Genomic DNA, 14,297 nt, shown 5'->3' with positions numbered 1-14,297 from the left:
TTTTGTTTACTACTATTATAAAACAGATACAGGGCATTCTTTTAGAAGCAATTTCCGTAATTTAGTTAAAATGATATTCAATTAGAACGTTTGTTCTATAATAAGTCAAAAGACTCTGGTATTTGTTTTTTTGAATTGTTAAAATAATGGTAACAACTTAGATAATGCTACGAATTCATCCTATCAGGAGGGGTAATAATGGAGCGAAAAGTACGATTGATTCCGTATCAGGTAGATGCAGTGGTTGAAACGGTTGCAGAGGTGCCAAAGGGAATTGAGCTTATTCAGGCTCCAAAGCTGTGGGAGAAGTCGAAAGGAAAGGACATTACGGTTGCAATTCTGGACACCGGTTGTGATGTAGACCACCCAGATTTGCAAGGGCGGATTATTGGCGGCCGGAACTTTACGGAAGATGACAACGGTAATTCTGATATTTTCAAGGATTATAATGGTCATGGAACACATGTAGCGGGGACAATTGCCGCTGTTGAAAATGGAGTGGGTGTCGTCGGGGTTGCGCCGGAAGCAAATTTATTAATTTTAAAAGTGTTAGATCATCAAGGGTCTGGCCAGTATGAGTGGATTATTAACGGTATCAATTATGCAGTGGAGCAGAAAGTGGACATCATATCTATGAGCCTCGGTGGTCCTGAGGATGTACCTGAATTACATCAAGCGATTCAGAATGCCATCGCAAAGCATATCCTCGTCGTTTGTGCAGCAGGAAATGAGGGAGATGGTCGGGATACAACAGATGAATTAGGCTATCCTGGCTACTACAATGAAGTAATAAGCGTAGGTTCTGTAGATTTAAATCGTCGTTCATCTGATTTTACAAATTCAAATAAAGAAGTGGACCTAGTGGCACCTGGCGAAGAGATTCTTTCCACCTATTTGGGTGGGAAATATGCAAAGCTAAGCGGAACATCGATGGCTACGCCTCACATCTCAGGTGCGCTGGCGTTAATCAAGGAGATTTCGAATAAGAGTTTTGAAAGGAACTTGACTGAGCCGGAGCTTTATGCACAGCTCATCAAGAGAACCGTTCCGTTGGGCAATTCACCAAAGCTTGAAGGGAATGGTTTATTATATTTAACAGCTGTTGACCATTTAAAGGAAGTATTCAGTGAAAAATTAACGACACAAGTGATGAGTAGCTGATGAAGGAGTTAAACTTATTAGCTCATGAGTGGGAAACGATTCAAGCGACTTACATTAGGAATCTCAAAAATCGACCGTACTATGATGTTGAGACAGATAATGAAATGAAGCAAGACTATTATTCTCGAATAATCTTTGATGATCGTTTGAAAAAAAATCTAACCATCTTGCTTCAAGAAACCCATATTAATAAACTCGGGTATGCCCCGCATCGTTTTTTATATCCTTGGGTTGATCTTCAGGAAAATGGTGAGCTGAAAAGTCTCTATTCAGGAAAAGGAATGGACCCTCTAACCGTTATAGAAGAGGATCTTATTCTTCATGAAAACCGAGAGAAAGGCCGAATTAGCGGATTTTTCGGTAGAAATCTATTAAACTGCGAGCATGTTGTTCCACAATCTTGGTTTCTAAAAAAAGAGCCAATGCGTGGAGATTTACATCATCTATTTGCCTGTGAACCAAGCTGTAATAGCAGTCGCAGCAACTATCCGTATGATGATTTTCAAGATTATGTACCTGAGGCAAGAATTACAGGTGTGAAGGACGGATGTGGAAAATCAGATTCAGGAAAATTTGAACCTGAATACGGTAAAGGTATTGTCGCTAGGGCAACGTTTTATTTTCTAACTCGTTATCCTAATACGATTCATCAAGAGCTGACGAATCTTACACTTTTAATGGAATGGCATAAACAATTCCCTGTATCACGATACGAGATGCACCGCAATCAAGCGATCCAAGAACTACAGGGGAATCGTAATCCGTTTATTGATTATCCTGAATTGGCGGAGCAGATCATAAAGTGAAACTTCAATTAGTGGGGGGACTGCCCCTAAGCAGGATAAACTAAAAAAGCAGGTGTCTCATAAGGGTCTGACTCTTTATTTTTGAGACACCTGCTTTTGTTGTGGAGTCATTCTAATTATTAATAAGACAGCCTATCAATCGAATACATTACATAGATCCTCGGACTTCATCTTAACCTATATTGCGGAAAGTAAAGAAGAGGTAGATTCTCTTTTAAAAAGGGCAAAAGTAGCTGGCGGAACATTACCAAGTCAACCAAAGGAACATGACTGGGGCGATTCTGGCCACTTTAAGAATTTAGATGGGCATCTTTGGGAAATCGTTTATTTTAGTGTATGATAGGCTGTATAGGTTATTAAATCGTAAATCGAGCAACTGGGAGGAAGAATTATGTTAGCTAAATTAAAAAAAGGTGAACATGGGTATATTGCTCGATTCGAGCGGCATGTAAAACACTCGGTTGAAAAGGTTTGGGCGATGTTGACAGAAAACGACAAACTAGCAGCCTGGTTTTCCGAGCTTCGAATTGATGAGCTTCGTAAAGGTGGAATCATTAAGTTCGATATGCAAGACGGTACGTTTGAAGAGTTTACAATTACAGATTTTAAGCTAAATTCAGTATTGGAATTTACCTGGGACAAAGATCTTGTTCGGTTTGAATTGTATCCTGAACAGGATGGTTGTTTATTAGTATTAATTGAAAAAATTGATACCATCACGGATCATACGCCAAGGGATCTTGCTGGCTGGCATGTTTGTCTTGATGTTATTCAAGCATTACTGGATGGTAGAAAAATAGAACGAGAAGTAGAATGGAAACAGTGGTACGAGAAGTATACAGTGGCTGTAAAAGAAGTAAGTGAAAATCAAGAGTAAGTAGTTTAATTAAAAGTAGATCAAGCACTGGCCGAGACTTCGGTTGGTGTTTTTTATTTTCATAATGAAAGTTGGTACGAAATGTATTCATTCTGGTGCGCTAATCAAAAATCCGACCCATAATCTTAATTTTAATGGATAATTTTCCTCATATGGTACCGATTGCTCATGTTTTACAGGAATTTCTATATTATTATTGACAATAAGTTGTCAATATTTTGAATATAAAGATAACTATCTATCAATTGTGTTATTCTTTCCCTGACATAATTGAAATTTACCATCATGTTAACAAAGTAAATGAAGTGAGGTGACTTTTGAAAATATTTATGTAAAAGGTATAAAAAAATGAAAGCGTTAACACGGTGATTTTAGCTCCACTTTGTATGTTTAGAAGAAAGAGAATCACATGATCATTTAATTAAAGGAGAGATATTTTTGGCGAAAAAATTTACAATGCTCATATTTTCATTCCTTATAACTATTTTCATTTTGGGTCAAGAGAAATTCGTTTCTGCTATGTCATCTGCTAATATACCAGACCCAATTTTACACGTAGAAAACCAGAAAATGAAAGACGGATATTTCACGAACTTAAATAATCAAGTCGATAAGTTGAAAAGTGTGGATGAAGGAACGATTATTGTACGATTTCAGTATACAGGCTCCTCTATTATGTCACTTTTTTCTTTAAGTAATAATCAAGTCCAAGATGGTCATTTTCATTTATACATCTCCCCCGCAGCTATAGGAAGTGAAAATCGCTTTGAGAAACCAGGAGAACCGAAGAAGAATGTCCATGTTAATGCTCAGGTGAATTTGAAAGAAAATAAAGTTCATACCCTTGCGATGGTTTTAGACAAGGAAGAAGGGTACAAGTACTTTTTAGATGGTGAATTAATTAAGGAAGATTCTCAGTCTCCGAGGAACTTTTTAAGCAACATTTATGCACCAAACAGTTCACAATTAGGACGAACGGAAAGGTCATCTGGCAATCAATATCCATTTAACGGTAATATTGATTTTGTGAAAATTTTCAATGAGCCACTACCTAATGAAGTATTGACATCAATTACTGGAGAAACCTCCGCCAAATTATTAGTAAATCCCATGCCTGATACAGCTAAGGTAACTAATCCCTTAAGCGTTTTTTATCCGGGGTTTATGGATTCCAATAATTATCGAATTCCTGCTTTACTCTATAGTGAAAAAGGAACACTTATTGCTGGTATAGACCGACGTGTTGTACACGGAGGTGATTCACCGAACAATATTGATGCTGTAATCCGCAGAAGCCATGATCAAGGTTTGACATGGGAAAAGGACGGAATCGTCATCAATGATTACCCAGATCAAGCCTCTAATATAGACTTGTCACTTTTACAGGATCAATCTAATGAACGAATTTTTGCACTTGTTGACGGGTTTCCTCATGGAGCTGGACTTATGGGGGGATTTGGTACAAATGCGTATAAAGGGACTGGTTTTAAAACCGTAGATGGTAAAGCGTACCTGTTTTTAAAAGATCAAAATAATAATGAATACACAATCAGAGAAGATGGAATAGTGTATGACGAAACTGGAAAACGTACCGAATATTCAGTTGATGAAGATAGAAATTTATATGTAAATGGTGAAAAAATAGACAACTATTTCAGCCAAACTTCTCCATTAAAACCTCATAAAACATCTTATCTTGAGCTGTATTATAGTGATGATGAGGGAGAAACATGGACAGGTCCTATTGATTTAAATGGTGAAGTAAAAGAGGACTGGATGATATTTTTAGGTACAGGTCCGGGAAACGGCATCCAGATAACGAAGGGACCATATGAAGGAAGACTAGTATTTCCTGTTTATTTTCTAAATGAACATAATAGACAGGCTAGTGCAATTATTTATAGTGATGACAACGGTAAAACATGGCATCGCGGGGAATCTCCAAATGAAGGTAGGGTAATAGGTGAAGAAATAATTAATGAAAGATATTTTACTAATTCTGCTCATGAAATTACAGAATCACAAGTTGTAGAAATGCCGGATGGTCAGCTGAAACTATTCATGCGGAATTACTCAGGATATGCACAAATTGCTACAAGCTTTGATGGTGGAGAAAGTTGGGATTCTGAAGTAGTGACTGAGAAGGCTTTACCTGCACCATACAGCCAAATGTCGGCTATTCGTTATGGAGCACAGGTTGATGGCAAGGAAGCTGTCATCTTCTCCAGTGCAAGTGATTCCGTCAGTAGAATAAATGGAAATGTTAAGGTCGGATTAATTGAGGAAGTTGGAACATACGCAAATGGTCGGACAAAGTATTCTTTTAACTGGAAATATAGCCAACTTGTGAAGCAAGGGACGTATGGATACTCTAGTCTCACTAACTTATCAAACGGTGATATTGGCCTATTTTATGAAGGAACGGCAAATACTGAAATGGACTATATTGCATTTAACATGGATTACCTAAAATGGCAGAAGCACAAACAAGCACCAGAACCAGTAATAAAATCATTTAATGTCTTATCTAAAAAGCCAACACCTTATCGTCCAGGAGAGAAAATCCGATTAGAGGTTGTATTTGATGACTTTGTTATGTTAATTGGAAATAAGCGTATTAACGGCATGATTGATGGCAAGGAAATCCATTTTGACTTAGTCGAAAAAACAGAGAATTCACGTTTCATTTTTGAAGGAATTGTTCCAAATATTAAACCAAGAGCATATTCTGCGGAGTTTGAATTTGACAATAATCTTACCATTTATAATGTATATGGTGAATTATTTCAAGCAAATCAAGACGCAGCCAAACTCACAGCTAAAATTATCGTAAGAGGTAAATAATTAAGTGATTAGAGCTGTTACGAAAGTCATTATTTTTGTTTTTTTCGTAACAGTTTCTTTTTATACAAAACATCAATGGCGTTAAAACGCCACCATATATTATGAAGAATAAATCCTATGACACGCTACACTCACCTAATCATAATGGTGGCGATGGCTTTCTCGATAAAATCCGTTTACCTGCTAAGTAGATTAGCTATATTAGTAAGTCGTGAAGCCCCGTCCCCATGTCCTTTTGGAGGTGAATAAAATTACAACCAACCCTATGAATAAGTTGATAGGTATAAAACCGTCCATCTTAATGGAGCAAAATAAGCATACATTTACTAAATCAGAAAATAAAATATATGAATACATTCGAGATCATAGTCAACAGGTACTCTATCATTCTTTAACCGAGTTATCAGAGGCTAGTAGTGTAGCGGAAGCAACTGTTTTACGTTTTTTTAGAAAACTGGGATTTAAAGGGTTTCAGGATTTTAAGTTTTTGTTAGCACAAGAAACATCACTAGCAGCACAAAAAGATAGCCATGAAACCATCATCAAAAAAATTAGAAATAATATGGTACAAGCAATAAATGAATCATCTGAAATCATAAGATTGGAAGATTTACAAGCTGGAGTAGACATGATCAATCAATCCGATGATGTAGTAATATTTGGGATTGGCTCATCAGGAATAGCTGGGTTAGAGATGCAGAATCGCCTAATGAGAATTGGAAAGCATGCTAGCGTTATCACTGACTCGCATTTTCAAATTATGAGGGCATCGTCTACGACTGAGAAAACCGTTGTCATTGCAATTAGTCTGACAGGCAGTACAAAAGACATTGTAGATGCTGTGGAAATTGCAAAGGTAAATAAAGCGACAGTTATTGTCTTAACTAGTTATGTTAAATCTCCATTAACAAGGTTTGCTGATTTAGTATTATTCTCGTCTGCTAAGGAGAGTCCACTAGATAGTGGATCATTAGTATCTAAAATCTCACAGCTGTATCTTATTGACCTCCTATGTACGGGAATTACCATGCAAAATTTTGAAAAGGCAAAAACGATTCACATGAACATATCTAAAAATACATCAAGTAAGCTTTACTAGGGTTTTTTGAATGTCAAAGAAAATAAATAGATTCAAATAACTAGTTAAGTATTTTAATTTATATTTTTCACATTACGAGGAGGAAATGTCTTGAAAAAATTTTGGATAGTAGCATTTACATCAATGCTGGTTATTGGCGGTTATATCGGAAATGAAGCGAACGCTTCTAAAAATACAAAATCCGTAGAAAGAATTACTTGGGAACATGCAGGAGAGCTAGAGGCACAAAAGGGATTTGAAAAGAATATAGGAACAGCAGGGGTGTTATCGGGATCTTATCAAAATTATTTAATAGTTGGAGGAGGGGCAAATTTTCCTTATGAAACAGTATTAAATGGCGGTGCAAAGAAACATTACTCAGATATATATGTACTAAAAAAAGACAAAAATAAATTAACAATGGTAGAACATACTAATCTTGATCATGAGATAGGTTATGGATCTTCAATCACTACAAATAAAGGAGTTTATTATATTGGAGGAAGTCCTGAAAAAGAATATGCAGATGATATCACGTTGCTAACTATTGATCAAAATAAAAAATTGAAAACGAAAAAAATAGGAGATCTACCATTTACGATAAGTGATGGTATAGCAGTTGAGAAAGATGGAAAATTGTATATTGGACTTGGTAAGCAAAACGGAAAAGATAGTAATAAATTATATGAATATGATATAAAAACTTCTAAAACTAGAGAATTAGCGTCAATACCAGGAGAAAGTGTTAGAAATCAGAGTGTAGCTCAATTATTAAATGGAAATCTATATGTATTTAGTGGTGGCGGATCGATCGCTTATACTGATGGGTATAAATATAATATCGAAAAAAATACTTGGTCAAAAGTTTCTTCGGTAAAAGTAGATGATAAAGAAATATCTTTACTAGGAGCAAATTCAGTAAAATTAAATAATGATGAAATGATGGTAATTGGAGGATTTAATAAAGAAGTATATGATCATGCAGTTAAAAATTTAAATACATTAAAAGGGGAAGAATTATTAGCTTTTAGAACGAAATACTTTAATGCTGACCCGTATGAGTTCAATTGGAATAAAGATATATTAATATATAATGCCAAATATGATGCTTGGAGATCTGTTGGAAAAGTTCCATTTGATGCACCTTGTGGTGAAGGCTTAGTATTAATGGATAAAAATATTTTTTCTATCAATGGAGAAATAAAACCTGGGGTAAGGACTAATGCAATTTATTCAGGAACAATACTCTACAATTAACCATATTGAAGAAAGTTAAGCTTAAAGCTTAGCTTTCTTTGCATTTAACTTAGATAGATATTTGATATATTTCGAAACAGCTGCTTTGAGCGGGGGCAGGGAAGTTAAACAAAGAATAGAGAAGCATATGTTAATAAAAACCAATATGTAAAAATAAAGGAATTATAGATAAAGTAAAGGGGAGATGAATAGGGAAAAAAAGTGTCGCAGTTTTATTTGCTATAGTTCTCGGCATTTATTTACTATTATGCTCTTGATACGGCTTTTTTAGCCTAGCCGATCTTCCATAAAAGGAGGCATTTTTCTAATAAGGAATGCGTCTAGTTTCAAGTCTAACAGAGGATTTTTATACTCTTGCTACGATTTACTTATAATAGCAGCTATTCAGCGACAATAGAGTTGTTTCATTTTCAATATAAAATTAAAATATAACGTTAAAGTCGTTTAAATCTAAAGGTTTTTCAACAATCGCGCCCTATTCTTGAATAACAATAGGCTTATTTTAGCTGGTTTTGTAGATTCTGTATTCTTAACATATATGTAGGGATATCGGAAATTTAGATCAAGATGCTCCCCCTTGGAGATGCTCCCAATTAAAAATAGACAGATTGTTTTTTGTTTAAATACACATTAAAACGAAGCCCGAATACACTAGGTAATAAAACAAGTGATACTTAAGCTTGGAATGAGGGATAGTATGATACAACTATCTGGGATGCAATCTCAACAAAGTGGCATGTGGCCGTCTGGTAGTCTGGAAAGTGTAATCATTCAACAAATGCATGAAACTCCGGTTGTTTATTCGTATCAATCCATCGATGAATTATCGTTTGAACTCAAGTTACGAAAAAACATCATAGTAAGTGCAAGAGCCATGAATGAAGGTTATGCTGAGTTTGAAATCTTTGCTAATTCTCGTTGTAATCCCCAATACTGGCATTTGACAAATGCCGGTGGATTCCAGCTGAGGCATGATGTAATACCATCTGATGCGATTCAAGACATTTACAAGAACAGTTCACTATATGCGTTTGAATGTGCCACGGCAATAGTGATTATCTATTACCATGCCGTTCTAAATAGTATGGATGAACATGTATTTAATCAATTATTCCAAAACCTCTATTTATACAGCTGGCACGAAGATCCTGATCTCGGTATACAATCCATTGATACGGATCATTTCTTACCTGGAGATGTTGTTTATTTTAATAATCCAGATTTTGATCCAGAAACTTCTTGGTGGAGAGGAGAAAATGCCGTTGTTCTCGGTGATGGTACATATTTTGGACATGGACTAGGAATAGGGACAGCGGAACAAATGATTCAAGCTCTGAATAAAACAAGAAAGCCAGAGAGTAATCAATCAGCCTATCTGATAAATGTAGTCATAAGGCCGTCTTTTAAACAATTGGCGAAATTTTCGAAGCTGCCACGAGGTGATACGGCTTATAAAATTCAACATGTCGTAATACACCATAACGAAAGTTCGATTTCATATGATCGATATCTATTCTATTTAAATAAGGTGTACAATCAGATGACCTATATAAACCCATTCCCATGATGGGAATGGGTTTAGTAGTTATAAAATTAAAGCATTAATAAAAATTTTTATGATCGAATTAGTGGATTGATTAGCCATTCTCGTCGCTCCCTATCTTTAGAATCAAATTCAATAGAATTTGGGTTTCCGTTACTCCATTAACTGGTCCTTTTCATGGAGAAAGACGCTTTCCGTATTTCAGAATAGCGCCTGTAATGGAATAACTAAAACATGATGAGAACTTTTAATACAAATTAAATCTTCTTTCACTAAATCTCCCGTTAATATAAGTAAAATGTTTTACAAACGTATTTTAGTAATAATATTATTTATGAATAAGAAACTCATATAAATTTGCTTGGGTCAATAAATATCCTAACAATAGGTCCAATATTTAACACAAAAGTTGAAAAGCCTCCGACTAGAAAACCTATATATGACTTCATTTTATTTTTTCGATGAATGATTAAAGGGAGCAAGTAAAACCATTGGTAAAAACCAATGAAGACTCTGCTAATTGTAAAATCACCATCATCAATTATTTGAATTAGCATTAGTATATGGCTGCACAACGAAAAAAGAGGCCGTCCATTTTTGGACAGCCCCCTTTCCGCTAATTATAAAATTTCTAGTAAAACTCTCTATCATTACATTGGTTACCATCTTTGCTACAGAGAAGGTATCTCCAAAATGAAGCGACTTTCAATCTTTAAAAACTATGAGAATACTGCAATTTTACGTGCGATAGATTCTGTTAAACGAGATGCTACTTTTGGAACAGCCCATTTAATGATTGGTGTTAACACCGCACCCGATAATCCGCCTGCATGGACTTCCACGGTACAAGTCATTGTTGTTTTACCATTAACCTCTTCTGCAGTAAAATGACCGCTTCCTGTAAAATTATCTGATAAACCTTTTAGTTCAAACTTAATATTTGAAGGTTCATTCCATTCGGTAATATCTACCTGCGCTTGTATCGTTTTTTTAATACCTTTCACACTACCTTCGAATGTCCAAATAGATTGATTGTCATTTATGATTTCATGTTCTTTATAGGCAGGTACTGTTATTGCCCATTTTTCAAGATCACTGACATAATCCCAAACTGCTTGTACATCTATTGGAATTTCTACTGTATGTGTTCCCGTTGCCATTATGATCCCCACTTCCACTACGTTTGAATTGTAAATTTACATTTCTATAAAATAATTATTACATAAAAAGCATAAATTTACATCACTAATTTTACTTAGCTTTCCTTCTTCCAATAACCTGATTATTTGAAGAACCAAAATCTTCAGAGCGCAACTTCTACTCTAGAATAGCGCCCGATAACTGAATAACGGTTAGCTTCTATTAGCTGATTTGTGGAATTCCAAAGGGGTTTCTATTGGCGGTTTAGTTCAGCTAATTATTTTTCTGGTACTATAACGCTGTGTTGAACTCCTTGTTATTCTTTTCCCCTAAACTCTAAAATATTTAAACCCTCGGATGCTTCTGGCGCTTCAAAAAATTTAGTAACATGAATAAACGTCGCTTCTGTGTCAAAAGCTGCTCTTTCGGGTTGTTCGTTACGCCTTTGTGCAATTTGAAGTAAGCATTGCTCGTTATTTAAATTAAGGAAAATTAGTTGATGGTTTGCATTGACCTCTGACGCTATATCCAAAAACCACTTTCGCTGTTTTTGAGTGTTACCTGGAAAATCCATCACTACATCTGTACCAACACTTAATATGTTTTGGACATGCTTTTTCACCATCGGCTTGAGCTGCGCTGAAAATTTTAGATAGTCCTCAAATGATGTGATCTGATTGGGATAAAGAGATGAAAGCCATTCATCCTCAGATAACAGTACCGCATGTTTTTCTATAGCCAATTGTTTTGATTTAGTTGATTTTCCTGCTCCCATTTTTCCACAGAAAAAGTATAGAGTCCCCAATTGTTTCATATTTTTATTCCTCCGGGCTCATTTTATTGGTTGTTGCCCCACCTTGTAAAACTATAATTTACAACCTAGGTTATTAGTAATAGTACTGTCTTTTTTAAGTATGATTATTCAGTTTCAAATATTCAATTAAAACCATTTTGATCAATCTTTTTAACTATACTAAAAAAAAAGGCGTACATAATGTTCAACATGTACGCCTTTTGGGTGAAAATTCAACATCTTTTACACATTAAACAGACCAAATTAATTATGTCCATCACGTATAATATATGAGCGTTAGCGGTTCCTTTACTATGAAGAAGGGTCGTGTAACCTTGATAGGTGTTGGAGCTGAGGTAACCTGCTCCCTATCCAGGAGAAACACGATCCTGCAAGGTTCAAAGTCAAGGGCATATATTATACATATCTAATATGTAAGAGTCCTTTAAAATCAATGAATTTTCACCTTTAGTCTTGATAAAAACTTTTTTCCAAATGGATTCTTTTTGGTTCTCACTAAATAAGGATTTGCAAAACATTTCTGATCAAACTTTATTCCAAACCAACAAGATAATCAAAAAAGTAGTATTGACACTATTGTTGTTTTTTCTGATAAAGTCTTAACGATTTATCGACAAAATACTCCAATATTATAAATACAGTCCTGTCGTGTAGACAGACGTAATTGTTTTTGCGACATCTTCTACAGAAGCATGGTGTTCGTTCCGGACAATTTCCCATAGGTACATTTCGTTCGTAAAAAACCAGCCTCTTCCGACAATTTTATGATTTAATTCGGCTCTGGCCAGACCATTTTGTTGGGCAAAGGAAATATCCTTTGAAATTCGTTGAATAAATTTTTCCCGAATCGCTTTCCATTTATCTGAAATGAAAGAAGAAACCCCAATTGCCTGTTCAAAGACTTGCATCATAGCTCGTTCGGCTTCTGCCATTGTTAAAAAAGCATGTGCTTGTTTATAAATAATTTCTTCTGCTTCTTGTTTTGATTTTGGCAGGAAGGAGATTTCGGCAATTTCATAAAATCGCTCCATGACATCCTCCATTAATACAATTAAAAGATCTTCTTTTCCTTCAAAATGGACATAGGCTGTTCCATATCCGATGTTCGCTTTTTTAATCATTTGTGAGATCGTTGCTTTTTGAAAGCCTTCTTGAAGAAAAACTTCCTTTGCTGCTTCTAATAATTTTTGCCGTGTCAATATCGAACGTAAATGTCGTTTATCCTCTATAGTCATGTTTATTCCTCCACTACTCATTGTCTCTAGGATATATGGATTATTTAAAAAATGGAAGGGGTGTACTAGTAATAATTCTTTGAGAAAATAATATTGACACGACGTCATATTCTGTAGATAATAATATTGACACGATGTCATATACAAAAAGAAAGCGCTTCAAAAATGATTGTAAAGGGGAGAATCATAGTGATTTTAAATAACTTTCAAACAACTTTAGAATACGCGAAAGAATTGGATAAGGAAGATTCTCTTAAGGATTTTCGAGAAGAGTTTTATCTAAAGCCAGGATCGATTTATATGGATGGGAACTCCTTGGGCCTTCTTTCGAAAAGAGCGGAAAGAACTCTCTTAGAATCTTTAGAGGATTGGAAAGAACATGGGATTGATGGCTGGACGCAGGGGAACCATCCATGGTTCTTTATGGCGGAGGAATTAGGCAAGAAGCTTTCGACGTTAGTCGGTGGCTCTGCTGAAGAAGTGATTGTAACGGGTTCGACAACCGTTAATCTACATCAGCTTGTATCAACGTTTTATACGCCAGATGGCATCCGTACAAAAATTTTAGCCGATGAACTAACGTTTCCATCAGATATATATGCCCTGCAAAGTGAGCTAAGGATCCATGGATATGATCCGGATCAGCATCTTATTCGTGTAAAAAGCCGCGATGGCCGCTTCTTGGAAGAGGATGATATCATCGAAGCGATGACCGATGACGTTGCCTTAATCGTCTTGCCAACGGTCCTTTATCGCAGCGGACAAATTTTAGACATCAAACGATTAACAGAAGCAGCACATAATAAAGGGATTTTAATCGGGTTTGACGCATGCCACTCGGCTGGTTCGATTCCACATTATTTCAGTGATTGGGACGTTGATTTTGCATTTTGGTGCAATTATAAACATTTAAACGGCGGACCTGGCGGTGTTGGAGGATTATTTGTCAACAAAAGGCATTTTGGAAAGATGCCTGGACTTGCTGGATGGTTTAGTTCTGCTAAAGAAAAGCAATTCGATATGGAGCATACATTAACACCTGCGCAATCAGCGGGAGCCTTCCAAATTGGAACACCTCATGTGTTAAGTGTTGCCCCATTGATTGGGTCGTTAGAAATTTTCACAGAAGCAGGGATTGAAAATATTCGTCAGAAATCATTGAAAATCAATCAATATTTAATAAATTTAATTGATACTGAACTGGCCGATATGGGATTTTTCATTGGTACACCAAGGGAAGATGCACGCCGTGGCGGACATGTAAGCCTCGAACATAACGAAGCAGCACGAATCTGTAAGTCATTAAAGGAAAACGGAATCATTCCAGATTTCCGCGCACCTAACATCATTCGCCTTGCACCAGTAGCCCTATACACTTCTTATGAAGAAGTTTGGAAAGTCGTTCAAATCCTTAAAACCATCATGACGGAAAAGCAGTATGAGAGATTTAAAAATGAACGGGAAGTAGTCGCTTAACGGGTACCGCTAGCGGTGCCTGTCACCGCTCGTAGACACTGTCCGTTGCTAAATGAAATACGGACA

General features: G+C 35.9%; 12 protein-coding genes. 9 read left to right on the top strand and 3 right to left on the bottom strand.

What is annotated here, in order from left to right; translation table 11 throughout:
* Window positions 1-198: 198 nt before the first annotated feature.
* The 8 genes from V179_RS0116785 to V179_RS0116755 all read left to right on the top strand — a co-directional run bounded on the left by V179_RS0116785 (window position 199) and on the right by V179_RS0116755 (window position 9,590).
* The gene (locus tag V179_RS0116785; protein WP_028392511.1) at window positions 199-1,161 is read left to right on the top strand and encodes a S8 family peptidase; all 963 of its coding nucleotides are present in this window, start codon (window positions 199-201) and stop codon (window positions 1,159-1,161) included.
* On the top strand, window positions 1,161-1,967 hold the full coding sequence (locus tag V179_RS0116780) for an endonuclease I family protein (RefSeq protein WP_028392510.1): 807 nt from the start codon (window positions 1,161-1,163) through the stop codon (window positions 1,965-1,967). Before V179_RS0116785 ends, V179_RS0116780 begins: the two co-directional genes overlap by 1 nt.
* A gap of 109 nt (window positions 1,968-2,076) precedes the next feature.
* A complete protein-coding gene (locus tag V179_RS32520) occupies window positions 2,077-2,307 on the top strand; it encodes a VOC family protein (protein ID WP_407637253.1) in 231 nt (76 codons plus the stop codon).
* Window positions 2,308-2,358: 51 nt separating this feature from the next.
* Window positions 2,359-2,844, top strand: a complete 486-nt coding sequence (locus tag V179_RS0116775) for an SRPBCC family protein (RefSeq protein ID WP_028392509.1) — start codon at window positions 2,359-2,361, stop codon at window positions 2,842-2,844.
* A gap of 438 nt (window positions 2,845-3,282) precedes the next feature.
* Complete coding sequence (locus V179_RS28195; protein ID WP_051404993.1) at window positions 3,283-5,688, top strand: sialidase family protein; 2,406 nt, start codon at window positions 3,283-3,285, stop codon at window positions 5,686-5,688.
* A 265-nt stretch (window positions 5,689-5,953) separates the two neighbouring features.
* Complete coding sequence (locus V179_RS0116765) at window positions 5,954-6,787, top strand: MurR/RpiR family transcriptional regulator (RefSeq protein ID WP_028392508.1); 834 nt, start codon at window positions 5,954-5,956, stop codon at window positions 6,785-6,787.
* Between the two features lie 90 nt (window positions 6,788-6,877).
* Window positions 6,878-8,023 (top strand): cyclically-permuted mutarotase family protein, encoded by a 1,146-nt coding sequence (locus tag V179_RS0116760; protein WP_028392507.1) that lies wholly within the window; start codon window positions 6,878-6,880, stop codon window positions 8,021-8,023.
* A 697-nt stretch (window positions 8,024-8,720) separates the two neighbouring features.
* The gene (locus V179_RS0116755) at window positions 8,721-9,590 is read left to right on the top strand and encodes a protein-glutamine gamma-glutamyltransferase (RefSeq protein ID WP_028392506.1); all 870 of its coding nucleotides are present in this window, start codon (window positions 8,721-8,723) and stop codon (window positions 9,588-9,590) included.
* Window positions 9,591-10,285: 695 nt separating this feature from the next.
* Here V179_RS0116755 and V179_RS0116745 read toward each other — a convergent pair.
* From V179_RS0116745 to V179_RS0116735, 3 genes are all read right to left on the bottom strand, one after another.
* Window positions 10,286-10,726, bottom strand: coding sequence for a CoxG family protein (locus V179_RS0116745; RefSeq protein WP_028392504.1), 441 nt, complete (start codon window positions 10,724-10,726; stop codon window positions 10,286-10,288).
* 296 nt (window positions 10,727-11,022) lie between these two features.
* A complete protein-coding gene (locus tag V179_RS0116740; protein WP_028392503.1) occupies window positions 11,023-11,520 on the bottom strand; it encodes an AAA family ATPase in 498 nt (165 codons plus the stop codon).
* 629 nt (window positions 11,521-12,149) lie between these two features.
* Complete coding sequence (locus tag V179_RS0116735; protein ID WP_152534748.1) at window positions 12,150-12,755, bottom strand: TetR/AcrR family transcriptional regulator; 606 nt, start codon at window positions 12,753-12,755, stop codon at window positions 12,150-12,152.
* A gap of 165 nt (window positions 12,756-12,920) precedes the next feature.
* Here V179_RS0116735 and kynU point away from each other — a divergent pair, with 165 nt between their 5' ends.
* Complete coding sequence (gene kynU / locus V179_RS0116730) at window positions 12,921-14,231, top strand: kynureninase (protein ID WP_200868676.1); 1,311 nt, start codon at window positions 12,921-12,923, stop codon at window positions 14,229-14,231.
* The last annotated feature ends 66 nt before the right edge of the window (window positions 14,232-14,297 follow it).

It is taken from the genome of Bacillus cihuensis (assembly GCF_000504145.1).
GTDB lineage: Bacteria > Bacillota > Bacilli > Bacillales > DSM-1321 > Peribacillus > Peribacillus huizhouensis.
This window is presented reverse-complemented; position numbering and strand designations above follow the sequence as displayed.

Coding starts and splice junctions, on each gene's coding strand:
- V179_RS0116745 (WP_028392504.1), bottom strand. CDS start 10,726: ATGGCAACGGGAACACATACAGTAGAAATTCCAATAGATGTACAAGCA.
- V179_RS0116740 (WP_028392503.1), bottom strand. CDS start 11,520: ATGAAACAATTGGGGACTCTATACTTTTTCTGTGGAAAAATGGGAGCA.
- V179_RS0116735 (WP_152534748.1), bottom strand. CDS start 12,755: ATGACTATAGAGGATAAACGACATTTACGTTCGATATTGACACGGCAA.
- V179_RS0116780 (WP_028392510.1), top strand. CDS start 1,161: ATGAAGGAGTTAAACTTATTAGCTCATGAGTGGGAAACGATTCAAGCG.
- kynU (WP_200868676.1), top strand. CDS start 12,921: ATGATTGTAAAGGGGAGAATCATAGTGATTTTAAATAACTTTCAAACA.
- V179_RS0116775 (WP_028392509.1), top strand. CDS start 2,359: ATGTTAGCTAAATTAAAAAAAGGTGAACATGGGTATATTGCTCGATTC.
- V179_RS0116755 (WP_028392506.1), top strand. CDS start 8,721: ATGATACAACTATCTGGGATGCAATCTCAACAAAGTGGCATGTGGCCG.
- V179_RS0116765 (WP_028392508.1), top strand. CDS start 5,954: ATGAATAAGTTGATAGGTATAAAACCGTCCATCTTAATGGAGCAAAAT.
- V179_RS0116785 (WP_028392511.1), top strand. CDS start 199: ATGGAGCGAAAAGTACGATTGATTCCGTATCAGGTAGATGCAGTGGTT.